Source organism: Microvirga sp. Mcv34 (assembly GCF_024519725.1).
Classification (GTDB): domain Bacteria; phylum Pseudomonadota; class Alphaproteobacteria; order Rhizobiales; family Beijerinckiaceae; genus Microvirga.
The window spans coordinates 21,509-45,441 of the sequence record NZ_JALJRK010000017.1 but is presented as its reverse complement, the minus strand read 5'-3'; the positions used below and the strand labels follow the sequence as shown (position 1 = coordinate 45,441).

At 64.2% G+C, this 23,933-nt stretch carries 19 protein-coding genes; 10 read left to right on the top strand and 9 right to left on the bottom strand.

What is annotated here, in order from left to right:
• Nucleotides 1–2: 2 nt before the first annotated feature.
• Together OC446_RS11530 and OC446_RS11525 are read right to left on the bottom strand one after the other, a co-directional pair.
• Nucleotides 3–506 (bottom strand): molybdopterin-dependent oxidoreductase, encoded by a 504-nt coding sequence (locus OC446_RS11530; RefSeq protein ID WP_410055063.1) that lies wholly within the window; start codon nucleotides 504–506, stop codon nucleotides 3–5.
• A gap of 246 nt (nucleotides 507–752) precedes the next feature.
• The gene (locus tag OC446_RS11525; protein ID WP_262029168.1) at nucleotides 753–1,691 is read right to left on the bottom strand and encodes a ring-cleaving dioxygenase; all 939 of its coding nucleotides are present in this window, start codon (nucleotides 1,689–1,691) and stop codon (nucleotides 753–755) included.
• A gap of 277 nt (nucleotides 1,692–1,968) precedes the next feature.
• Between OC446_RS11525 and OC446_RS11520 the strand changes: the two genes are divergently transcribed.
• From OC446_RS11520 to OC446_RS11510, 3 genes are all read left to right on the top strand, one after another.
• Nucleotides 1,969–3,162, top strand: a complete 1,194-nt coding sequence (locus OC446_RS11520) for a winged helix-turn-helix domain-containing protein (RefSeq protein WP_262029167.1) — start codon at nucleotides 1,969–1,971, stop codon at nucleotides 3,160–3,162.
• A gap of 202 nt (nucleotides 3,163–3,364) precedes the next feature.
• Complete coding sequence (locus OC446_RS11515; protein ID WP_262029166.1) at nucleotides 3,365–4,117, top strand: phosphatase PAP2 family protein; 753 nt, start codon at nucleotides 3,365–3,367, stop codon at nucleotides 4,115–4,117.
• The gene (locus OC446_RS11510) at nucleotides 4,114–4,662 is read left to right on the top strand and encodes a regulatory protein RecX (RefSeq protein WP_262029165.1); all 549 of its coding nucleotides are present in this window, start codon (nucleotides 4,114–4,116) and stop codon (nucleotides 4,660–4,662) included. Before OC446_RS11515 ends, OC446_RS11510 begins: the two co-directional genes overlap by 4 nt.
• Nucleotides 4,663–4,689: 27 nt before the next feature.
• Here OC446_RS11510 and OC446_RS11505 read toward each other — a convergent pair whose 3' ends face one another.
• Both OC446_RS11505 and OC446_RS11500 read right to left on the bottom strand, forming a co-directional pair.
• Nucleotides 4,690–5,244, bottom strand: a complete 555-nt coding sequence (locus tag OC446_RS11505; RefSeq protein WP_262029164.1) for a GNAT family N-acetyltransferase — start codon at nucleotides 5,242–5,244, stop codon at nucleotides 4,690–4,692.
• Between the two features lie 96 nt (nucleotides 5,245–5,340).
• Complete coding sequence (locus tag OC446_RS11500) at nucleotides 5,341–5,985, bottom strand: DUF1345 domain-containing protein (RefSeq protein WP_262029163.1); 645 nt, start codon at nucleotides 5,983–5,985, stop codon at nucleotides 5,341–5,343.
• 226 nt (nucleotides 5,986–6,211) lie between these two features.
• Between OC446_RS11500 and OC446_RS11495 the strand changes: the two genes are divergently transcribed.
• Complete coding sequence (locus tag OC446_RS11495) at nucleotides 6,212–6,634, top strand: OsmC family protein (protein ID WP_262029162.1); 423 nt, start codon at nucleotides 6,212–6,214, stop codon at nucleotides 6,632–6,634.
• Nucleotides 6,635–6,875: 241 nt separating this feature from the next.
• Here OC446_RS11495 and OC446_RS11490 read toward each other — a convergent pair whose 3' ends face one another.
• Genes OC446_RS11490 through OC446_RS11480 form a run of 3 tightly spaced genes read right to left on the bottom strand, consistent with a single transcriptional unit; the run spans nucleotide 6,876 to nucleotide 9,757 of the window.
• The gene (locus OC446_RS11490; RefSeq protein ID WP_262029161.1) at nucleotides 6,876–7,859 is read right to left on the bottom strand and encodes a TRAP transporter substrate-binding protein; all 984 of its coding nucleotides are present in this window, start codon (nucleotides 7,857–7,859) and stop codon (nucleotides 6,876–6,878) included.
• A gap of 32 nt (nucleotides 7,860–7,891) precedes the next feature.
• Complete coding sequence (locus tag OC446_RS11485; RefSeq protein ID WP_410055059.1) at nucleotides 7,892–9,208, bottom strand: TRAP transporter large permease; 1,317 nt, start codon at nucleotides 9,206–9,208, stop codon at nucleotides 7,892–7,894.
• Nucleotides 9,209–9,211: 3 nt separating this feature from the next.
• Nucleotides 9,212–9,757 (bottom strand): TRAP transporter small permease, encoded by a 546-nt coding sequence (locus OC446_RS11480; protein ID WP_262029160.1) that lies wholly within the window; start codon nucleotides 9,755–9,757, stop codon nucleotides 9,212–9,214.
• Between the two features lie 204 nt (nucleotides 9,758–9,961).
• Between OC446_RS11480 and OC446_RS11475 the strand changes: the two genes are divergently transcribed.
• Nucleotides 9,962–10,543 carry a PRC-barrel domain-containing protein gene (locus tag OC446_RS11475; RefSeq protein ID WP_262029159.1) on the top strand — a complete coding sequence of 194 codons (582 nt, stop codon included), beginning with the start codon at nucleotides 9,962–9,964 and terminating at the stop codon, nucleotides 10,541–10,543.
• Between the two features lie 55 nt (nucleotides 10,544–10,598).
• On the opposite strand, the gene OC446_RS11470 is transcribed toward OC446_RS11475, so the two are convergent.
• Nucleotides 10,599–10,973, bottom strand: a complete 375-nt coding sequence (locus tag OC446_RS11470) for a ComEA family DNA-binding protein (protein ID WP_262029158.1) — start codon at nucleotides 10,971–10,973, stop codon at nucleotides 10,599–10,601.
• Between the two features lie 266 nt (nucleotides 10,974–11,239).
• Here OC446_RS11470 and OC446_RS11465 point away from each other — a divergent pair, with 266 nt between their 5' ends.
• From OC446_RS11465 to OC446_RS11450, 4 genes are all read left to right on the top strand, one after another.
• On the top strand, nucleotides 11,240–12,454 hold the full coding sequence (locus tag OC446_RS11465; protein ID WP_262029157.1) for a putative DNA modification/repair radical SAM protein: 1,215 nt from the start codon (nucleotides 11,240–11,242) through the stop codon (nucleotides 12,452–12,454).
• A gap of 77 nt (nucleotides 12,455–12,531) precedes the next feature.
• Entirely contained in the window at nucleotides 12,532–13,974 is a 1,443-nt protein-coding gene (locus tag OC446_RS11460) for a UdgX family uracil-DNA binding protein (protein WP_262029156.1), read from the top strand.
• A 139-nt stretch (nucleotides 13,975–14,113) separates the two neighbouring features.
• Entirely contained in the window at nucleotides 14,114–16,246 is a 2,133-nt protein-coding gene (locus OC446_RS11455) for a transglycosylase domain-containing protein (protein ID WP_262029155.1), read from the top strand.
• A 155-nt stretch (nucleotides 16,247–16,401) separates the two neighbouring features.
• On the top strand, nucleotides 16,402–16,752 hold the full coding sequence (locus OC446_RS11450) for a DUF1330 domain-containing protein (protein WP_262029154.1): 351 nt from the start codon (nucleotides 16,402–16,404) through the stop codon (nucleotides 16,750–16,752).
• Here the strand turns inward: OC446_RS11450 and OC446_RS11445 are convergent.
• The gene (locus tag OC446_RS11445; RefSeq protein WP_262029153.1) at nucleotides 16,737–17,936 is read right to left on the bottom strand and encodes a multidrug effflux MFS transporter; all 1,200 of its coding nucleotides are present in this window, start codon (nucleotides 17,934–17,936) and stop codon (nucleotides 16,737–16,739) included. The two genes, OC446_RS11450 and OC446_RS11445, sit on opposite strands and share 16 nt — an antisense overlap.
• Before the next feature lie 401 nt (nucleotides 17,937–18,337).
• Between OC446_RS11445 and OC446_RS11435 the strand changes: the two genes are divergently transcribed.
• Complete coding sequence (locus OC446_RS11435; RefSeq protein ID WP_315986496.1) at nucleotides 18,338–23,725, top strand: hypothetical protein; 5,388 nt, start codon at nucleotides 18,338–18,340, stop codon at nucleotides 23,723–23,725.
• Nucleotides 23,726–23,933 lie beyond the last annotated feature (208 nt).

Below are 23,933 nucleotides of genomic sequence, written 5' to 3'. Positions count from 1 at the left end.
TGCTATTTCACGTCGATCCTGGCGACCTGCCAGGCCGAGCGCGCGAAATAGGTCTGGCTCTTCAGATCCGGATTGCTGTCATAGGGATAGATGATGAACAAGGGTCCCTTGTCGCGCACGGACATGTATTCGCCGTCGCGCTTGATGGAGAGAATCACGTTGTATTTTGAGAAATCCTCCATCGGGATCTCGGTCGTGTAGTCGTTCAGCGCCACGACCACGACTCTCTGTCCGGAGGCTCCGACCAGCTTCATCAGCTTGTCCATGGGAACGCCTTCGAACTTCACCTTGCCCTCGTGCCACGGCGTCGTGGTCTCGACGGTGACAAGACCCATCGATTCCAGCATCGCGCGATCGAACTGGGCCGTGTTGTCCTTGTTGGTGACGCTGATCTTCCCCGAGATCGTGAGGATCGGCCGCTCCTTGGGAGCCGGCAGCGACGCGGCATAGGCCACGCCGAAAATACCCAGGAACGCGATAAACGTTCCCAGCAGGCCCGTTCTCATCTTGGCGCCAAGCATGCAGATCCCCTACGGAACATTAATATAAGCGATAGAAACACATAAATTTGATCAAAGCGTTACACAACTCCGCTACGGAAGTAAAAGCGGCTAAAATGCCCGTGTTGTCCAGTCATGGTTATTCAAACGTAGCGGCTTCGAAACCTGATAGGTTTATAGAGCAAAACCATCCCGCAACCAGTGCGGGATGGTTTCAACTCCTGCGGTCCTTCTCAGACGACGGCGCTTCGATCAGAGCGGCTTGAGACCCGCTTCGATCTGAGTTCGCCGGGCCTCCAGGAAGGGCGGCAGGGACAGGCGTTCGCCGAGCTTGTCCATGGGCTCGTCCGTGGCGAAGCCCGGACCGTCCGTTGCGATCTCGAACAGGATGCCATTCGGCTCACGGAAGTACAGGCTCTGGAAATAGTAGCGGTCGACGGGGCCGCTGGAAGGCGCCCTGAGGGATTGCAGCCGCTCCCAGCATTCCTGGTAGGTCTGCTCGTTCGGTGTGCGGAAGGCCACATGATGCACGCCACCGGCGCCCGGCCGGGCCGGAGACAATCCGGGTTCCACGGCGACATGCAGCTCCGCCGCAGGTCCACCCTCGCCCATCTCGAAAACGTGAACCGGCGTATCGCCGACGCGATACTCGCGAACGGCGCGCATATCCATGGCCTCTGTCAGGACGCGAGCCGTCCGCTCGAGCTTCGGAACGCTGATCCGGATCGGACCGAGCCCGCGGATCTGGTACTCGACCGGCACTGGGCTGCGCTCCCACGGATGCGCCTCGCCCTGTCCACCGTCGTCAACGAGGCTGAGACGCTGGCCCTCGAAATCCTCGAAGTCGAGGCTGAGCCGCCCGTCACGCTCCACGATGGACCCGCTCTCGATGCCGAGGCCGCCGAAGCGGTCCTTCCACCATTGCAGCGCCTTCTCACCATTCACACGCATGGCGGTCTGCGAGATGCTGTGCGTGCCGCGACGCTCACGCTCGACCGGCCAGTCGAAGAAGGTGATGTCGGTGCCGGGCGAAGCCTTTCTATCGGCGTAGAACAGATGGTAGGCGCTCACGTCGTCCTGGTTCACGGTCTTCTTCACGAGGCGAAGGCCCAGCGACTGGGTGTAGAAGGCGTGGTTGCCCGGCGCGTCGGCGGTCACGGCCGTCAAATGGTGAATTCCCGTCAGCTTCATGGTGCTGTCTCCATCAATGTTGCGGTGAAGATAGACCCAGGACTGTGACGTTACGAGACTGCAGGACGCCAAGCCGATCTTGCCAAAATGCAAGAACGGCCGGTTCACATCGCAACGCGTTTGCAGAACCGAAAAGATGCCGGCTGTCAGAGTTCCTGGGAGCCTCGGGTCACCAGGGACCGAGCTGGGACAAAGATCCACAGGTTCCGCCGCGTTTCGCCTTTCGACGATGTTGCGGCTCTGGCGCCCCACGACAGTGTTCCGGTATTGTTCGCTCATGGCACCCCGCACCAAACTCAGTCTCGCCCAGGCCCGGCGCATCGCGCTCGCCGCCCAAGGGCTTCACGAAGCCCGGCCCGCATCCACCTCCAGGCGGCATGTGAGCCGCGTGCTCCAGCGCTCGCACCTGCTGCAGATCGATTCGGTGAACGTGCTGGTCCGGGCCCATTACATGCCGCTCTTCTCGCGGATCGGGGCCTATGACCGCAACCTCCTCGAGACGCTCGCCTGGCATGCCCGGAAGCGCGAGACCTTCGAGTACTGGGGCCATGAGGCCTCGCTGATCCGGCTCGACCTGCAGCCTCTCTTCCGCTGGCGGATGGAGCGCGCCCGGCGGGGCGAAGGCATCTATGGCGGGCTTGCCAAATTCGGCCAGGAAAAGCGTGGCTTCATCGAGGAGGTGCGCCGTGAGATCGCCACGCAGGGCCCCATGGCCGCGGGCGAATTGTCCGGCGGGCACAAGGGGCAGGGCTCCTGGTGGGGCTGGAGCGACGGCAAGCGGGCCCTGGAATGGCTGTTCTGGGCCGGGGAGGTCACCACCGCCACGCGGCGCGGCTTCGAGCGCATCTACGACCTGCCGGAGCGGGTTTTCCCTTCGGACGTCCTGAACGTCCCGACACCTTCGATCGAAGAGGCACAGCGCGAGCTGCTGCGGCACTCCATCCAGGCGCTCGGCATCGCGTCCGAGCGCTGCCTGCGCGACTATTTCCGCCTGGAGCCGCAGGACGCGAAGGCCCGCATTCCCGAACTGGTGGAGGCCGGCGATCTCGTTCCCGTCACGGTGGAGGGCTGGAACGGCCCGGTCTATCTCGACCCGCAGGCCAAGGTCCCCCGCCGGGTCGAGGCCCGGGCCCTCGTGTCGCCCTTCGATCCCATCGTCTGGGAGCGCACGCGCACGGAACGTCTGTTCGATTTCCGATACCGGATCGAGATCTACACGCCGGCCGAGAAGCGGGAATTCGGCTATTACTGCCTGCCCTTCGTGCTCGGCGAGACAATCGTCGCCCGCGTGGACCTGAAGGCCGACCGGGCGGCGGGCAATCTCATCGTGCACTCGATCCACCCGGAAGCCTCCGTGGCTCCGGACGCCATCGCTCCCGCCCTCGGCGAAGAGCTTCGCCTGATGGCCGAGTGGCTCAACCTCGGCAGCATCACCGCGCCGGGGGGATGGCAGAAGCGGCTGGAGGTGTGAAGGCAATGGTGCCTCCGTCGTCATGGCCGGCCTTGTGCCGGCCATCCCGATTGCTTGAAGCGCTTTACCTTTCCGATCGGGATCACCGGCACAAAGCCGGTGATGACATGGAGGGTAACCGTCAGGGTCTGAGACGACATCTCTCGCGCACTCATCCCATGCCCCTCGCCAGACGCGCCCCACTCTCCTATCTCAGGGAGCCATGAATACGCTTCTCGCCCCCGCCACGCGCCTGTGGTTTCGTCTGCGCCTCAACGAGGTCGGCCCACTCCTGTCCCTGTCCGCCTGCGGGTTCTTCGCCTGGGCGTTCATCGCGCTGGCCGACGAGGTGAGCGAAGGGGAGACCCACGCCCTCGACAGCCACCTCCTGCTGGCCCTGCGCGATCCGCAGAACCCGGCCAATCCGCTCGGGCCCTCCTGGCTCGAGGAATCGGCCAGGGACTTCACCGGCCTCGGCGGCTACGCGATCCTGACGCTGATCACCCTGGCGGCCGTCGTCTATCTGCTCATGGCCGGCAAGCGTGGCGCGGCCATCCTGGTGTTGGTCGCCATCGTCGGTGGCACGCTCCTGTCCACGGGGCTGAAGCTCGGGTTCGAGCGCCCTCGTCCGGATCTCGTGCCGCACGCGACGCGGGTTTACACGGCGAGCTTCCCGAGCGGCCATGCCATGATGTCGGCCATCACCTACCTGACCCTCGGTGCCCTGCTCGCCAGGGTGGAGAAGAGCCGGCGCGTCAGCACCTTCATCATGGGGCTGGCCATCGTCATGACCCTCCTGGTCGGCATCAGCCGGGTCTATCTCGGCGTGCACTGGCCGAGCGACGTCGTCGCCGGATGGGCTGTCGGCGCCGCCTGGGCGTCCCTGTGCTGGTTCGTGGCGCTCCAGCTGCAGCGTCGGGGGCAGGTCGAAAAGCCGGGCGAGCTCACGCCGCCTTCCGATGCGAAGCCAGAATGACGGACGAGACCGGCAAACCCCTCCGCAAGCCGCCGCGGCAGGTGACGCCCGCCTACCTGCAGCGGGCGGCCCTCGCCTATCTCGAACGCTATGCCTCCTCGGCCGAGAATCTGCGCCGCGTGCTGCGGCGCAAGGTGGACAAGCGCTGCCGCCTGCGCGGCGAGGATCCGGCCGGGTTCCAGGACATGATCGACGAGGTGGTGGCGAAGAGCCTCAGGACCGGCCTCATCGACGATACCCGCTATGCGGAGGCCCGGGTCGCCACCCTGCGTCGCCGGGGCGGCTCCGCCCGCGCCATTCAGGCCAAGCTCTCCGCCAAGGGCGTCGATCGCACCGCCATCGCGGCCGCGCTCGAGGGCGACGAGGGTGACGAGGAGCAGGCCGCCCGCGCCTTCGCCCGCCGCCGCAAGCTCGGGCCGTTCCGGCCCGGCGAGCGGGCGCCCAATCGCGACAAGGATCTCGCCGCCATGGCGCGGGCCGGCTTCCGGTTCGATGTGGCCCGGGATGTGATCGATTGGGATCCGGACGAGGATCCCGACGGGTGACGCGGGCCTCCGGGTCCGCACGAGGCGCTAAGCGCCCGGGTTGTCCCGGACGAACATGATCGTGGGCTTATCCTTGTAGGTCGTGCGACGGAACTCCCGGTAGCCGCAGCGTTCCGCCACCCGGATCGAGGCCCCGTTCTCCGGCGCGATGATGCAGGCGGTACGGCCGGGTCCGAAATGTGTCTCGCCCCACCGGATCGCCGCCTGCGCGGCCTCGGTGGCGTAGCCTTTGCCCTGGCAAGCAGGCGCGAGAACCCAACCGATCTCCGGCATGCCATCGAGGGAAGGATCGATCTCGCGCCTGAAATCGGCGAACCCGACCTCGCCCATGAAGCGGCCGGTCTCTTTCTCGGTGATCACCCAATAGCCGAACCCGAGCATCGCCCAGTGCCCCACATAGCGCAGCAACCGTCCCCAGACCTCCTCCTGCGTCGAGGGCTTGCCGCCGATGAAGCGCGTCACCTCCGGGTCCGTCCAGAGCGTGAAGCAAGCGGCGAAATCGTCCGCTCGGTGGCCCCGCAGGACGAGGCGCTCGGTTTCGAGGATCGGGACGGAAGCGGCAATCGCCGGGGTGGTGAGCATCGGTTCCTTCGCTGGGTCTGGATCACACGCTTTCAGCGGCGATTTCTGCATAACGATGGTGGTCGTGCAAGGCGGGCGGGCCTGAGAGCCCAGGGCCTAAAGCAGTCCCGCCCCCACGTTCACCGCGAGCGCGAGAATCGTGGTGTTGAACAGGAAGGACAGGATCGTGTGGGCGAGTGCCAGGCGCCGCATGCGCTTGGACACGATGACCACGTCCGACGTCTGGGCGGCGGCTCCGAGATTGAACGAGAAATAGAGGAAGTCCCAGTAATCGGGCCGATCCTTGTGCGGAAAAGCGAGGCCCTGCCGCTCGCCTTTGTCGCCGTAATATTCGTGAGCGTAATGGATGGCGTAGATCGTGTGCACGAAGAACCACGAACAGAGAATGGTGATGCCCGCGATGGCCAGGTGGAAGCCCTGCCCTTCGGCTCCGCCGTCACGAATGCCGGCGAGTTCCACCGCGATGGCGGCAAGGCTTGCGACGGAGGCCGCGAGCGTCAGGGCGAGCACGACGGCGGCCGCCTCGTCCTCCTTAACGGCGCGGTCCTGCATCATGGTGGTCGTGGACCGCGCCGCCATGGCGCCGGCGAGCAGGAGATAGACTACGACGCCGAGATCCCAGGACACGAGTACGCGCGAATTGATCGGCCAGGAGGATGGCAGGATCACGAAGACCAGAACGACGACGAGACCTGCTCCGAGAAGCCGCGGGCGCAGACGGACTTGGTTGATAAGCGACATCACGAACTCGCAACTCGAATGAGGCCGGCACTCTGGAGCCCGGCCCGATCTGTCCTAGATCACTAGCGCATCGCGCGGAAAAGTGGACCCGGCTTTCGCTGGCGCGGCCCTCCGGGTCCGCCCCGAACGATGCGCCTTTCAAGGTGTTGAGCATCGGATGCGGCTCCCCCAAACGGGGCCGCTTTTGGGTCCGATGCTCCGCACCCATCCGCAGAAGGAGATCACGATGAATCGCAAGGCAAGAGCCGTTTGGCAGGGGACGGGCAAGGATGGCACCGGCCATCTCACGTCGGATTCCGGCGTCCTATCCTCGACGCCCTATTCCTTCAAGACCCGTTTCGAGAACGAGAAGGGCACGAACCCGGAGGAACTGATCGCCGCCGCCCATGCCGGCTGCTTCACCATGGCCCTTGCCTTCCAGCTCCAGGGCGCCGGCTTCACGCCCACCGAGCTCTCCACCGAGGCGGTCGTCTCCCTCGAGCAGGAGGGCAGCGGATTCGCGATCAAGAAGTCGGCCCTGACGCTCAACGCCAATGTGCCGGGCATCGACCGCGCCAAGTTCGAGGAACTGGCCCGCGCGGCGGAGAAGAACTGCCCTGTCTCCAAGGTGCTCAACGCCGAAATCACGATGGATTTCACCCTGGCTTAGAAAAGCGTCATCCCGGGTCCGCCTAGCGCATCGCACGGAAAAGTGGACCCAGTTTTCCACCTCATCTGATGCGCCAGCCAAGAGAAGGAGCATCGGATGAATCCCAAAAGTGGTGTCCACTTTTGGGTCCGAGGCTCTAGCGGAACCCGGGATCGCGTGACGAGAACAATGCCTTATTCTGGTGGCGATCCCGGATCGGCTCATGCCGTCCGGGATGACGCCTTCCTGACAACATCCAGGCCTACATCGCGGCCTTCTTGTAGCTGTCGATGATGGCCTGCCCGTCGGGGCCCGCCTTCTTCAGCCAATCCTGCGTCAGCTGCTCGCCGACCTTCTGCAGGCCCGCCTTGAGCTCGGCGCTCGGCGGCTGGATCTTCATGCCCTTCGCGGCCATCTGGTCGACGTACCACTTGGTCTTTTCCTGGGCGGTCGTCCAACCCCGCTCCTCGGCCGTCTTGGCGGCCTTCAGCAGGGCCTCCTGGGTCGGCTTGTCGAGGGCGTCGAAGGCAGCCTTGTTGACGAAGGTCAGGTTCTTCGGGATCCAGGCCTGCGTGTCGTAGAAGTAGGACAGGGACTCCCACACCTTCGAATCGTAGCCGGTAGCGCCCGAGGTCATGAAGGTGGTGACCACGCCGGTGGCCAGCGCCTGCGGCAGGTCCGCCGCCTGCACGGTGACGGGTTGCGCGCCGACGAGTTCGGCGATGCGGGCGGTGCCGGGATTGTAGGAACGCCACTTGACGCCCTTCAGGTCCTCGACCGTGTTGATCTCCTTCTTGGCGAAGATGCCCTGCGGCGGCCACGGCACAGCGAACAGCAGCATCAGGCCCTGGCTGGCGAATTTCTTCTCGATGGCCGGCTTCTGCACGTCCCAGAGCTTCTTCGCCTGGTCGAAAGAGGTGGCGAGGAAGGGCACCACGTCGAGGCCGTAGACCGGATCCTCGTTCTCGTGCAGCGACATCAGCACCTCGCCGGCCTGGGCCTGCCCGGTCTGCACCGCGCGCTTGATCTCCGGCGCCTTGAAGAGCGAGGCATTGCCGTGGACCGTGATCTGCAGCTTGCCGCCGGTCGCGTCGGCGACATCCTTGGCGAAGGCGTTCAGGTTCTCGGTGTGGAAATTGTCCGCCGGATAAGCAGCCGGCAGGTTCCACTTGGTCTGCGCCATCGCGGGCGCCGCCATGAGCAGGGCTCCCGCAAGGCTCAGTCCGAAGCGTGTCATGTGTTTCATCGTCATTCTCCCTCTGGTTTTTATAAAAAGGTCTATTCCGGGAAAGCCGTGCGCGGCAGCCACAGGGCAATGTCCGGAAAAGCCGTGATGATGGCAACGGCGGCGACGAGCAGGAAAAAGAACGGCAGGGCCGCCCGAGCCACGGTGAAGCTGTCGCGCCCGCTCATGTTTTGCAGCACGAAGAGATTGAAGCCCACCGGCGGCGTGATCTGGGCCATCTCCACGAGGATGATGAGGAACACGCCGAACCAGACGAGATCGAAGCCCGCCTGCTTCACCATGGGCAGCACGACCACCGTGGTGAGCACGATCATCGAGATGCCGTCGATGAGGCAACCCAGGAGGATGTACATGACCGTGAGAGCCGCGATCAGAACGTAGGGCGACAGGTGCAGCGACTCGACCCATGAGGCCAGGGCCACGGGAATGCCCGTATAGGCCATGGCCGCGGTGGTGAAGGCGGCGCCGGCCAGGATCAGCATGATCGTGACCGTCAGGCGGGTCGCGCTCAACAGGCTCTCGACGAAGGTCGTCCATGTCAGGGTTCCGGACCACCAGGCCAGGATGAGCGCGCCGGTCACCCCCCAGGCGGCGCATTCCGTCGCCGTCGCCCAGCCGAAGATCAGCGAGGCGAAGATGGCAGCGATCAGCAGGAGGACGGGCAAAAGCTTCGCCGAACTCCGGAGCTTGAAGGCGAGGCTCGTCCGGGGCTCGGGCGGCGGCGACTTGCCGGGATTGAGGGCCGACCACAGGATGATGTAGCCCGAATAGAGACCCATCACGACGAGGCCCGGCAGGAAGCCCGCGAGGAAGACCTGGATGACGGACACGTTCGCCGCGATGGCATAGACCACCATGGGAATGGAGGGCGGGATCAGGAGGCCGAGGGTGCCGGAACCGGCGAGGCTTCCCAGGCTCATCATGTCGTTGTAGCCGCGCTTCTTGAGCTCCGGCAGGGCGATCTTGCCCACGGTGGCGCAGGTTGCGGCGGAAGAGCCCGACACGGCCGCGAAGACGCCGCAGCCCACCACGTTCACGTGCAGCAGGCGGCCGGGCAGCCAGTTGAGCCAGGGCGCCAGTCCCATGAACATCTGCTCCGACAGGCGCGTGCGGAACAGGATCTCGCCCATCCAGATGAAGAGCGGCAGGGCCGCGAGCGTCCAGGACGCGGAACTCGCCCAGACGGTCGTGGCGAGGACCGGGCCGACGGGCACGGTCGTGACCATGAGGATGGCCGCGAAGCCCACGAGGATCAGCGCGATGCCGATCCAGACGCCGAGTGCCAGAAGGCCGAGGAGAAGACCGAAGAGAACCGCCGCGGTGGCGACGAGGCTGAGATCCGACACCATGGCCTAGAGCCCACTCTCGGCCGCGCGATCGACGATCTCCTCGGGCGTGGCGGCCGGCGGCTTCTCGTAGCGCGGCGCCCCTCCGCTCAGGGCATGGATCAGCTCGTCCAGGAAGGCGATCGCGAGAATCGTCAGACCCAGCGAGTAGCCGAGCTGCGGGAACCAGAGCGGCACGGCCACGACCCCCTGGGACATGTCGTTGAAGCGCCAGCTGTCATAGGTCATCTGCAGGGCGTGCCAGGCGAAGAACGCGATGATCCCGGACCCGACGAGGAGGCAGAGGATCTCGACGGCGCGCCTGGAGGCGGCGGGCAGACGGTCGAGGATGAGCCCGATGCGGATCAGCTCCCCGGACCTGAAGGTATAGGCAAGCCCCAGGAAGGCCATCGCAGCCATGGACCAAGCGGCGAAATCGTCCCCGGCCGGAATGTTGAGCCCGAACCCGCGCCCCAGGGAGAGGCACATCATCAGCAGGAAGATGACGAGAAGGAAAACGCCCGCGAGGTAGCCGGCGAAGCGATAGAGGCCGTCGAGGAAGGTGCGGATCATGCGGTCCGTTTCGAATGCGCGGCGAAAAAGCTTGGCCGAGTTTAGGAGCATTCTCCGAAGGAGCAAGCGGTTCCTTGCCGTGCCTCTGCACAGGGCTTGGGCAAAACATGAGGCACTGCCCAACTTCTTGACAGAACCAATCTCGACCTCCGCCGTTGAGAGAACATGAAGTGACAGTGCGTCACGGATAATCAGGAGGAATACATGGCTTCAAAGCATCTCATGATGGCGCTTCTCGGAACGGCTCTTCTGTCGGCCCCGGCGCTCGCCCAGAATCAGCCCGCTGGTTCGTCGACCACCAGCCCGAACGCCGCTTCGTCGACCACCACGTCGGGCGGTGCCATGTCCAGCGGCAACTGGATGACCCAGGAGAAGGCTGGCCAATGGCGTGCATCGAAGATCGAAGGCCTGAACGTCTACAATAACAACAACGAGAAGATCGGCGACATCAGCGAGCTGCTCGTGGATCAGAGCGGCAAGATCGAGGCCGTTGTGATCGGCGTCGGCGGCTTCCTCGGCATGGGCGAGCATGACGTCGCCGTTCCTTTCGACCAGATCAAGTTCGTGAACGAGCCGCGCTCGAACGCAACTGCCGCGAACACCACGACCGGCACGGCAACCAATGCCCCGGCCACGACGGGTTCGACCGCTGGCTCAACCACGACGACGACAACGACGACGACATCCGCCGACAGCAACATGAACCGGTCCGCTCCCGATCATGCCATGCTGAACATGACCAAGGATCAGCTGAAGGCTGCTCCGGAGTTCAAGTACAATCGCTAACCCGTTCCCAGCGGATAAGAGAAAGGGGCCCGTCGGGCCCCTTTTTTGTTGGCGTTCACGATTTCTGATGGGCGATGATCCGGTCCTTGATCGCGTCATAGGCGTTCTGCGGAATGATCTTCTTGTCGACGAGCTCGTTCTTGGCCCGGTAAGGGCGTCCCTTGATGATCGCATCCGCCCGGGCCGATCCGATCTGGGGCAGCTTGTCGAGCTGGTCCTTGGAGGCGGTGTTGATGTCGATGAGCGCGCTCGTGGACGATGTGGTGCTGGGCATCGGCTTGGTGGCGCCCGTCGCCGGAGCCGTGCCGGTCATCGGCGGCTTCGCGGCCGTGCCGGGCGAGGCGGTGCCCGGAGCGGCAGTCTGCGCGAGGGCCGGCGAGACGAGCAGGGAGCCGAGAGCGAGCACGGCCCCGAGATGAGATAAGCGCATCGTATCCTCCTTTGACGGCCGGGTTGTCCCCGAAATCCTTCACCCGGCATCATCAGAGGAGAGAATTAGAGCACAGTTAGACCGGAACGACCCGTTTCCCCGGCCCTTTCGGATACGGGCTCGCCGGGAATCGCCGTCGCCCGCATGGTCGTCCTGCCGTGTCCTCCGACAGCGGGATCGGATGCGACCTCCCGCCCCTGCTGCGGCCCTCGCCAAGGGCCGATCTTTATGCTAGAACAAAACACGAACAATCCTGCGAAAGACCCATGGACGAGAAGCTTGCCAAGAAGCTGCGCATCCTGGCGGACGCGGCCAAATACGATGCCTCCTGCTCATCCTCCGGTGCGCCCAAGCGCAAGGCCGATGTGGGAGGCCTGGGCTCGACGGACGGCAACGGCATCTGCCACGCCTACACGCCGGACGGGCGCTGCGTCTCGCTGCTGAAAATCCTGCTTACCAATTACTGCCTGTTCGACTGCGCCTATTGCGTGAACCGGCGCTCGTCCAACGTGAAGCGGGCGAAGTTCTCGGTCGACGAGGTGGTGACGCTCACGGTCGAGTTCTACAAGCGCAACTACATCGAGGGACTGTTCCTCTCCTCGGGCATCATCCGCTCGCCGGACTACACCATGGAGCAGATGCTGCTGGTGGCCAAGAAGCTGCGCCGCGACCACGGCTTTCGCGGCTACATCCACCTGAAGACCATCCCCGAGGCGAGCCCCTGGCTCATCGAGGAGGCGGGGCTGTGGGCCGACAGGCTGTCGATCAATCTCGAACTGCCCACGGAAAAAAGCCTGGAGCGGTTGGCGCCGGAGAAGGACGGAGCCTCCATCGAGACCGCCATGGCGCAGATGTTCGAGCGCATCGAGGAGGCCCGCGAGGAGCGCCGCCATTTCTCGCCCGCCGGTCAGACCACGCAGATGATCGTCGGCGCGGACGACACCACGGATGCGGACGTGCTGCGCACCTCCGCCAAGCTCTACGGCCATTACGCCATGAAGCGCGTCTATTATTCCGCCTTCAGCCCGATCCCGGATTCGAGCGCCATCCTGCCGCTGAAATCGCCGCCGCTGATGCGCGAGAGCAGGCTGTACCAGGCCGACTGGCTGCTGCGCTATTACGGCTTCGACGTGGACGAGATCGCCGCCGGGACCGACAAGGGCATGCTCGACCTCGACGTCGATCCGAAGCTCGCCTGGGCGCTCAAGAACCGCCACCGCTTTCCCGTCGACGTGAACCGGGCCGAGCGCGAGATGCTGCTGCGCGTCCCGGGCCTCGGGGCGCGGGCGGTGGACAAGATCGTGGTGGCGCGAAAGCACACGACGCTGCGCCTGGAGGACGTCGCCCGCCTCACCTCGGGGCTGAAGCGCGCCAAGCCCTTCCTCATCACGGCCGATCACCACCCGAAAGCGAGGCTCGATTCCCTCGGCCTGCGCGAGAGGTTGGTCGAGAAGCCCGAACAGTTGAGCCTGTTCGGATGAGCGCGAACCGATTGTGTCTCTTCCCTCCCAGCAAGGGGGAGGGAACAAAGCCCAGTCAGGATGACGAGAGCAAACCCATGAGCCTGCACCGCATCACCCTCGGAACCGGCGCGGATCTCCACACCTTCCGCCAGGCGGTGCGGCGGCTGATCGCCGAGGAGCTGGCGCCGCAGCATGTGGTCTTCGCCATCGACGAGGCCCCGAACCTGTTCGGCGAGGAAGCCATGGGAGAGGCGCCTCCGGTGGCGATTCCGAAGGGCGTCGCGCGCCTCATCGAGCATGTGGTCTGCCACAGGGATCCGGAGCGCTACGCGCTGCTCTACCAGCTCGTCTGGCGGGTGCTGAACGGTGAGCGCGAGCTGCTCGATGTCGCGAGTGACCCGCTCGTCCACCGCATCGACCTGATGGCGCGGTCCGTGCGGCGCGACCTGCACAAGATGCACGCCTTCGTGCGCTTTCGGCGGATGCCGGGCGAAGACCTCGAGCGCTTCGCCGCCTGGTTCGAGCCGGAGCACTTCATCCTGGAGGCGGCGGCTCCGTTCTTCGTCGACCGCTTCCGCGCCATGGACTGGACGATCCTTACGCCCATCGGTTCGGTGCGCTGGGACCGCCGGACCCTGACCTTCGGGCCGCCCGCGCAGCGCGAGGACGCTCCGTCCGAGGACAGCTTCGAGGAGGGCTGGCGCGGCTATTACGAGAGCGTGTTCAATCCGGCCCGGGTGAACCCCAGCGCCATGCGGGCCGAGATGCCGAAGAAGTACTGGCGCAACATGCCCGAGACCGCGGCGATTCCCGGCCTGATCCAAACCGCCTCCCGGCGCGTTGAACGGATGATCGAACAGGAGGCGACCATGCCCGCCAAACGCACCCCTGAGCGCGCTCTCGAGGCCATGTGGGACCAGGAGCCGAAAACCCTGGAGGAACTCAACGCCATCATCGCCAAGGCCGGGCCTCTCGTGCCCGGTGCCACCCAGGCGGTGTTCGGCGAGGGCCCTGCCCATGCGGAGATCGTCTTCGTCGGTGAGCAGCCCGGCGACCAGGAGGACCTGCAGGGCCGTCCCTTCGTGGGCCCCGCCGGCAAGCTCCTGACCAAGGCCATGAAGGAGGCCGGCATCGATCGCGAGCAGGCCTATCTCACCAATGCGGTGAAGCATTTCAAGTTCGAGCAGCGCGGACACCGGCGCATCCATGCCAAGCCCACGGCCGGCGAGGTGAAGCATTACCGGCCCTGGCTCATGAAGGAGCTCGACCTGGTAAAGCCCAAGCTTGTCGTGGCGCTCGGGGCGACGGCGCTCCTAGCGCTCACCGGCAAGGCGACGCCGATCACCCGCTCGCGCGGCCGTGCCCGATTCGGGTCCTACGAGGGCTACGTCACCGTGCACCCATCCTACCTGCTGCGCCTGCCCGACGAGGCGACCAAGCGGGAAGCCTACGAGGCGTTCCTGAACGACCTGCGCCGCGTTCACGATCTCGCGAAGGCCGACCTGGAGACGGGAGAACTGCCGCTCGCTGCGGAATAATGAGCCTGAACCCAGCCCGAAGTTCCTGCGGCTAAGACGTTAATCCTCGTTAACCGCCCCTTAAACCGCCACATTTAGGGTGCTCCACAGCATGAAAGGCCGGACAATATACCGGCCAGATCGATGCGGGGTTTAAGAGGTGGCGAACGGACGCGACCGGCGCGAGCCGGTCTTCGATGCGACCGCTGGGGAAGCGGGGGAGTTGGACTTTCGCCTCTCGCCCGAGGACCGGGCAGGGGGGACTATGGCGCGCAGGCGGGCTTCTTCAAACGGCGGGGGCGGACCGGGACGTCCGGCCAAGCTCAAGAAATCCAAGCGCAAGGGCGGCCGTTCCCTTTTCAGCAAGCTCGTCTATGCCGGTCTGGTGCTCTGCCTCTGGGGCGTCATCGGCATCGGCGGCGTCGTGGCCTATTACGCTTCGCAGCTGCCGCCTATTGACCAGCTCACCGTGCCGAAGCGCCCGCCGAACATCGCCATCATGGCGAGCGACGGTTCGCTCCTGGCCAACCGCGGCGAGACCGGCGGACGCACGGTCTCGCTCAAGGAGCTGCCGCCTTACCTTCCCAAGGCCTTCGTGGCGATCGAGGACCGGCGCTTCTACGACCATTTCGGCATCGATCCCGTCGGCATCGCCCGCGCGATCTACCGCAACCTGGCCCATAAGGGCGGCCTGCAGGGCGGCTCGACCCTCACGCAGCAGCTCGCCAAGAACCTGTTCCTGACCCAGGAGCGCACCGCCTCGCGCAAGATCCAGGAGGCGATCCTGGCGCTCTGGCTCGAGCGCAACTACTCGAAGGACCAGATCCTCGAGCTTTACCTCAACCGGGTCTATTTCGGCGCCGGCGCCTACGGCGTCGAGGCTGCCTCCCAGCGCTATTACGGCAAGTCCGCCCGCAGCATCTCGCTCTCGGAAGCAGCCGTGCTGGCCGGCCTCGTCCAGTCGCCCTCGCGCCTTGCGCCCAACCGCAATCCCGAGCGCGCGCAGGCCCGTGCGGAACTCGTGATCGCCGCCATGAACGAGCTCGGCTTCATCACGCCGGGCATGACCAAGACGGCGCTGGGCGCGCCCGCCGAGCCCGTGCGCGCGAAAGGCGCAGGCTCGGCCAATTACGCGGCCGATTACGTGATGGACGTGCTCGACGATTTCGTCGGCAACGTGGAATCCGACATCGTGGTCTCGACCACCATCGAGCCTACGATGCAGGCGGCCGCCGAGCGCGTCCTGGTGGAAGAGCTCGACGCCAAGGGCCAGAAGTTCAACGTGAGCCAGGGCGCCTTCGTGGCCCTGCAGCCGGACGGCGCCGTGCGGGCGCTGGTGGGCGGCCGCAATTACGAGACGAGCCAGTTCAACCGGGCCACGACCGCCCGCCGCCAGCCTGGATCATCCTTCAAGCCCTTCGTCTATCTTACCGCTGTGGAACGCGGCTACACGCCCGACATGGTCCTCGAGGACGGACCCGTGAATTTCGGCGGCTGGGCCCCCAAGAACTACGACCGCAAATATCGCGGGCCGATCGCCATGCGCGATGCGCTGGCGCTCTCCCTCAATACCATCGCGGTCAAGCTCAACATGGAGGTCGGGCCGAAGAACGTGGCGCAGACGGCGCAGCGGCTCGGCATCTCTTCGCCGCTCCAGGCCAACGGTTCGCTCGCGCTGGGCACCTCGGAGGTCACACCGCTCGAACTGGTGAGCGCCTATGCGTCGTTCGCCAATGGCGGCATGGGCGTCGTGCCTTACGTGATTGCCCAGGTGAAGACCACGGACGGCAAGCTGATCTACAAGCGGCCGACATCGGGCGGGCTCGGTCGCGTCATCGATCCGAACGCGGTCGCCATGATGAACGACATGATGCACAACACCTTCGTGGTCGGCACGGCGCGGTCCGCGCAGGTTCCCGGCTGGATCATGGCCGGCAAGACCGGGACGACCGACGATTACAAGGATGCCTGGTTCGTGGGCTTCACCGGCAGCCTGGTAGCCGGCGTCTGGCTCGGCAACGACGACGGCACGCTCACCAAACGGGTCAGCGGCGGCAATCTTCCCAGCGAGGTCTGGCACAACTTCATGAAGGTCGCGCTCAAGGACCAGCAGCCCGTACCGCTGCCGGGCAGCGAGCGCTTCCGGAACGAGGTGCCGGTGGCCGGCGCCGGTCAGGATCCGCGCTATGCCACGGCAGGCGCCGGCGAGAATGCCTGGATCGCCCCCCAGCCCACGCCGCAGCGCCGCGCCAGCCGCGAAAAGAATTTCTTCGAGAAGCTGTTCGGGTTGTGAGGCAGGGGCTCCTTCGTTCGCCGCATCGTCAGTCCGAGGCGTCCCCCGGACTGACGAGGGCCCGTTCGAAATCTTCTGCCTCATTACCTGCCACGTAATCGCCAGCGCTCTCTCCCCTCGGCATGCTCGCTTCGCCACTCAGGAAGGAGCCTGCCATGACAGCCTATGCCATCGGCCATCTGCACGAAGTCGATGTCGGTCCCGACATCGTCGAATACCTGCGCCGCATCGATGAAACCCTCGCGCCGTTCGAGGGACGCTTCATCATTCACGGCGGGCCGGCCACGGTGGTGGAAGGATCCTGGTCGGGGGACCTGATCGTGATCGCGTTCCCGGACCAGGACAGGGCCCGCGCCTGGTACGACTCTCCCGCCTACCGGAGGATCCTGCCGCTGCGGACCGAGAACTCGCGCGGAGACGTCTTCTTCATCGACGGAGTTTCGGCCGACCATCGAGCCGCCGATGTGATCGCCAAGCTCCCCCTGGCGGATCAGCCCTTGGGCTGAGTGCTCCGCGCCCGTCCCGTCGCCAGAAACAGGGCAAGGGCCAGCAGGCCCGTCGCCGCGATGGTGGTGGGCAGAGGGATCGCCGACGCATCGAGGTTGCGTCCCAACAGGATCCCCACGATGGCCGCGAAGGTCATCTGGCAGATGCCGAGCAGGGACGAGGCCGCCCCTGCGCGATCCGGGAAGGGCATCAGGGCCGAGGCCATGGATTGCGGCATGGTGAGGCCGACGCCGACGCCGTAGAGCGCCATGGGGGCGCTGATGCTGAGGGACGAAGGGATGCCCGCCAGCACCAGGGCCAGCATGGTGACGCCACCGAGCGCGAGGCAGGTCACGCCGATCCGGATCGTGCCGTCGAGCCCGTAGCGGCCGACGAAGCGCTGCGCCAGCATGGTGCCGGTCATGAAGCCCACCACCACGAAGGTGAAGGAGAAGGCGAAGGACAGCTCGTCCAAGCCGTAGATCTTCTGCAGCACGAAGGACGAACCGGAAATGAAGGCGAAGAGCCCGCCATAGGTGAGCATGGACAGGCCCACATAGGTCCGGTAGCCGGCATGTCCGAGCAGAAGCCGGAAGCCGCGCAGGATCGCCGGGAAGGAGATCGGCACGTCGGATTTCCTGCGGATGCTCTCCGGCATGCGCCACAGGATGGTGGCGGCGAGCGCGATGCCGAACAGGATCATGACCCCGAAGGTCACGCGCCAGCCGGAGAAGCGCTCGATCACGCCGCCGAGAACGGGAGCGGCCGCCGGCACCACGCCCATGATCGTGCCCATGCGCGACAATTCGCGGCCCGCGCGCGGGCCCTCGTAGAAATCGCGCACGATGGCGCGCCCGAGCACGATGGGGCCCGAGGCGCCGAGCGCCTGCAGGAAGCGGGCGCCGATCAGCGTCTCGATATTGGGCGACAGCGCGCAGATCAGGCTGGCCACGGTGAAGAGCCCGAGCCCGAAGAGCAGCACGGGCTTGCGCCCGATCCGGTCGGAGATCGGCCCGTAGAAGAACTGCCCGGCGGCGAAGCCGAGAAGGAAGGCCGACAGGGTCAGCTGCGTCTGTCCCGTGCTGGCCTGGAGCCCTGCGGCGATCGCCGGGAGCGAGGGCAGGTACATGTCCGTCGAGAGTGGCCCGAGCGCGGTCAGGAGCGCCAGGACGATGGTGAGGGCCAGCGTGTCGGGTTTGAGCATGGAATGATCGCAGCAACGAAGGAGGTCCGGACTACCCTGGAAAGCACCCGCTGTCACGCGTGCTGGGATTCGGGAGGGCTGCACCTGCGAATCCGCCGGTCCAGCGGCGCCTATGGGCTGAAAGCCGAGCTGGAGATGCGCGGTCCTTGCGCAGTCTGAATATGACTAACCCTTTGTTATGGAACGTTATTCGATCTCATTGCCTTTTCGCAAAGCCACTTTGCGAAAAGGCAGCAACTGAGTAACATTTTGATAATGAACGGCTATTCCGGCTTGAGAGCATCGATTCCGTTCGGTCGCTGCGGAACCTGCTTGTTCAGGGAGCATCTGCGCTGAAACCGTTCACATATGATCCATCGAGGGGAATTGACCCAACAAGCCTTTAGAACAGGGGACTTCCGATGGATAAATCTGCTGATGATCTGATCGTGATCCAGACGGGAGATGTCTTGTCGGATGTCACCGAGCCTCTTGAAGCCGAGGAGGAGTCCTCGACGCAGAAGGCGATGACGTTCGGACTAGCGCCCGCTGCAAATCCAAGCGTCATCACCGGCGATGCCGGCGACAACGATCTGGGCAGCCATAGCACCACCACCGCTACGACGATTTATGGCGACCTGGGATATGACACGTTGCGGGGCGGCACCGGCAACGACAAGCTCTATGGCGGCGACGACGACGATCTTCTGATCGGATGGCGCGGCAACGATACCCTGGATGGCGGCGATGGCTACAACGACACCGTCTCCTATGCGACGGAAACGGGCGGCGCGGGCATCGTGGTCAATCTCACGACCGTAAGCTGGACCTACAATGGCCAGACCTATGCATCCATGACGGGCAAGGACACCTGGGGAGGTACCGACACCTACGTCAGCATCGAGTCGCTGGTCGGTTCCCAGGGGAACGACATCATCAATGCGAGCGATACGCCGGATCAGTTCACTCTCAACGGCGGCGCCGGAAACGACACCCTCATGGGCGCCGGAAGCGAATGGGACAAGGATTATCTCATCGGTGGCGCCGGCGACGACCTCCTGATCGGCGGCATCGCGTATTTCCAGGGCAGCGCCGCCGTCCAAGTCGATCTGGCAACGGGAATCGCCACCGGTCAAGGCACCGATACTCTCCAATCCATCAACTCCGTCGTCGGCAGCAGCAGCGGCGACGTTCTCAAGGCCGGCAGTGAGGCGGTGACGCTCGACGGCGCTGCGGGCAACGACACGCTGTATGGCAGCAACGCCCAAGACTGGCTGTATGTAGGATCCGGCGCCGACGTGGTCTATGGGTCGGCAGGCAACGACCAAATCTACGCCAACGGGGCGACAACCCTACGGTATGATCAGATGGTCGTGCTTGATGTCAATGGGAAGAATCTGGCCGGTATGATCTTAGCGGATCTGGCCCAAGGATATGTCAGAAAGTACATCAGCGGATCGAGCATCCCTCAATGGGATGAAGATCGCATCTATTCTTCTGCGATCGATCTGGTTGCGACCAAATATAACGACTATGTTGACGGCAACAGCCTGAACAACCATCTGTTTGGCCTGGGCGGAAATGACAGCCTGAGCGGCGTCGGCGGCAATGATGTGCTCTCAGGCGATGTCGGCAACGATACGCTCGATGGCGGCATCGGCAACGACACCCTGGACGGAGGTCTCAACAATGACCTTCTGATCGGCGCAGATGGGCATGACAGCCTCGTCGGCGGCAGCGGCAGGGACACGCTGGACGGCGGGAACGGCAACGACACGCTCGACGGCGGCATCGGCGCCGACATCATGGTCGGTGGCGCGGGCAATGATGTCTACTATATCGACAATCTAAAGGATTCCGTCACGGAGCTGGCCAATGGCGGCACCGATACGGTCTATGTGTCGGTCAGCGGCTTCGACCACCTCAGGCTCGCCAATATCGAGAACGTCATCCTCGTCGGCGAAGGCAGCATCGACTACAGCAACCGCGCCCCGACCATTCTCGGCGCCTCGAGCCCGACCCGGGTGACGGTGGCCGACACGGGCGTCGTGAATCCTTTCGCGGATCTCACAGTCGACGATGATGGTTCATGGGTCACCGTCACGGTGAAGATGAACCAGCTTCCCGGGTATGCGATCGGCACCTTCACCAATCTCGGCACCGGTGTTTACGACCGCCTTGCCGCCACCTACACCGTCAGCGGCGACCTCGCGACCGTGCAGGCTGCTCTACGTGGCCTGCAATTCAGCCAGAACGCTTCACCCAACGCCACGAGCGCGGGCACGGTCGGATCCATAAGGAGCGATTCCTTCACGATCACGGTGGTGGACGATCACGGCATCGCCTCCGTGCCCAACAGCAATATCTCGGTTGATGTGGTGGCGCAGAACCGCGCGCCCATTCTGATCGCTCCGACGGTGGCCTACACTGTCGTCGATACGGACAACGTCAATCTCGTATCGCCCTTCGTCAGCATCGAGCTCATCGACCCGAATCTCAGCGACATCGTGACGGCGAGAATCGCCTTGGACTCCCCCGCCAAAGGCGTCCTGATCTCTACGAGCGGAACATACGATGCCGCGACCGGTGTCTACACCGTCTCCGGATGGGCCAGCGATGTCCGGGCTATCTTGCGCGCGTTGAAATTCAACCCGACGGACCGGACCGCCGACGGCACCGAGACCACGCAGTTCACGATTACCGTCACCGATGCGGCGGGCGCGTCGACCGGGCCGGTCAGCACCATCAAGGTGAACTCTGTCCACGGCACGGCCCCTGCCAATTCGGCCCCCGTCGTCTCGGGATCGGATACGCTCTCGTATGGAGTCTCGGGACCCGTTGCGGCCTTCACCAAGCTGACGATTTCCGACAGCAGCCCGACCGTCACCGCGACGGTGGCCATGAACGATCGGAATTACGGAACGTTCGTGAATCTCGGCACCGGCACCTACGATGCGGTGGCCGGGACCTATACCGTCACCGGCACGGCTGCTCAGGTTCAGGCGGCGATACGGGCTTTGAAGTTCGACGCCCTGCAGACCGCCACCGTGAAGTTCACCATCACCGTGACGGATGGCGGCCTCACCACGACGAACACCAACTTCACCCTCAATCCGACCATGCCGAACTTGGCGCCAATCATCCAAGCGCAGCCTACGACAGTGCAGATCGCGGATAACGAGGAAGATGATCTCGCGAGGCCCTTCGCCAACGTGGTGCTCGATGATCCGGAAGCGACCACCAACAATTCCTACGTTCAGCTGAGAGTCTATCTCGACGATCCATCCAAAGGCGTTTTCGTTCCTGGCCAGGGTGGATCCATCATGGTCAACACCGATCCCGTGTACGGTTATTATTACTATACCGTCTCGGGCAGTGTGCAGACCGTCCAAGCCGCACTAAGGGCTCTGGAGTACAATCCGCGGACGCGCCTGGGTGCGGAGAACGGCAGCGTCGAGGTCAGCACCTTCACCATCAAGCTTTATGATGGATCGGGCCTCTCGGTCACGAACACCAATGTTCGGGTGGAATCGATCCATGGCTCGCTCCCGAACGAGGCACCGATCATCGAAGGTGCCGAAGCCCCTGTGGGAGTGACCATCGCCGATACGGATCTTGCGTCACCCTTCGCGAACGTGGTGATCAAGGACGACGGCGCGTGGGTGAGAGTCACAATCACCATGGATGCCGCATCCGAGGGCGAGTTCACCAATCTGGGCAGCGGCACCTATAACCGGGTTGCGGGAACCTACACGGTCAGCGGCACGATCGCCGAGGTCCAGGCCGCCATTCAGGCGCTCCAGTTCAATCCGGCCGACCGTCCGGACGCACAGGTCGGATCCGTCCAGACGACGAATTTCACGATCTCCGCCTGGGACGGAACCTATACCACGACAAACACCAACGTCTCGGTGAGCGCAACGGCAACGAACCACGCCCCCACCATCGACGCTCCGGTTTCCGTTGTGACGATCGCAGACGACGAGGAAGCCAATCTCGCTGCGCCATTCTCGGACGTGACGATCGGAGACACGAATTCCGGCGATACGGTCACGGTGACAATCACGTTGGACAGACCCGACAAGGGTGTTCTGGTTCCCGTCAATGGCGGTGACTACAATGAGGAGGCCGGGATCTTCACGTTCACCGGATCGGCGGCAGATGCCCAGTTGGCTGTGCAGGCCCTGCTCTACAATCCGGCCATTCGCTCCGACGCGGAGAACGGCAGCATCGAGACCTCGCATTTCACCATCATGGTGACAGATGCGGGTGGTCTGTCGGCAGCTCCGAACACCAATATCAGTGTCGACTCGGTTCATGGCGGCATCCAACAAAACCAAGCCCCGGTCATCGGCGGCGTCGATACGCCCGTGGCCGTGACCATCGCCGATACGGATCTTGCATCGCCCTTCGGCAATGTAACGATCAACGACGATGGAGCGTGGGTGAGGGTCACCATCGCCATGGATGCCGCATCCAAGGGCGAGTTCACCAATCTGGGCAGCGTCCCCAATCCGGGCAGCGTCACCTACGACCGGAATGCGGGCACCTATACCGTCATCGGGACGGTCGCCGAGGTCCAGGCCGCCATCCAGGCCCTCAAGTTCGATCCGACAGATCGCGTCGCTCCCGTCGGCTCTGCGCAGACGACGACTTTCACGATTTCCATCGTCGATGATCAAGGGGTCGCGGGCCAGTCGGTCGGCAACATCTCCGTCACGTCTCTCGCATCGAACATCGCACCGACCGCGCCGCAACTGGCAGGCGGCTCGATCAGCGACATGGCGGTGGCCGGAAGCCAGGTCGGCACTCTTTCGGCCAGCGATGCGAACGGCGATTCTCTCACCTATACCTTCAGTCAGGCGCTGGACGGCTCCAACGGCCTGATCAGCGCGGATGGAAGGTTCGAAATCGTCAACAACACGATTGTCGTTCGTGATCAGAAGCTGATTCAGGTCGCACAGGACTCCACCTTCACGTACAACGTGATTGCCGATGACGGGCATGGCGGCCAGAATTCCGGCAACGTGTCCATCGTTGTAACCGATATCAACAAGGCGCCGACGAATCTCCAGCTCTCCAATTCCGTGGTTCAAGAGAACGTGGCGGAAGGGCACGTGATCGGATTGGTCTCGGCCACCGATCCGAATGGAACGGCCCTGACCTACACCCTCCTGAATGATGCCGGTGGCAGCGTCGAGCTCGTGAACGGGGAATTGCGCGTCAAGGACGCGACGAAGATCGACTTCGAGCAGAACGCCCAGCTGTCCGTCACCGTCGCGGTGAGCGATGGAATGGAAACGGTGAACAAGACCTTCGCGATCACCATCGAGGATCAACGGCGCGAGGATGTGGTCGGCAATAGCGGAGACAACGTGATCCGCGGCGGCGTCGGAAATGACACCCTCAATGGTGCCGGCGGAAACGACACCCTCAATGGCGGCGAAGGACGCGATCTGCTCACGGGCGGCACGGGAGCGGACACCTTCGTCTTCGACACCGCCGTGATGAAGACGACGGCCGACTCGATCCTGGATTTCAGCCTCGCCGAGGGAGACCGCATCCAGCTCTCGCAGAAGATCTTTATAAGCCTCGGGCTCGGCCAGCTCACGGCGAATGCCTTCGCGCTCGGGACCGAAGCGCACGATCAGGACGACCGGATCATCTACGACCCGGCGACCGGGCGTCTCTTCTACGACGTGGACGGCGCCAGCGGCGCCAAGAAGGATATCGCACCGATCCTGTTCGCCGTCGTCAACGAGAACGGCGAGAAGCCGGCTCTGACGCACGCCAGCTTCTTCATCGTCTGACGTTGGGAGAATTCGGCGGAAAGGCGGCTCTTCGCTGAAGAGCCGCCTTTTCCTTATCTAGCGCATGGTGCCCGAGGTCTTAGCGCAGCGTGCGGATCCGGAGGGCCGCGTCGGTGAAAAGCGGACGCTGTTTTCCGCACGATGCGCCAGAGCCATTTTTCGGTGAAGTGGATCCGGTTCACCGTCAAGAAATGCGGCTAAAGCATCG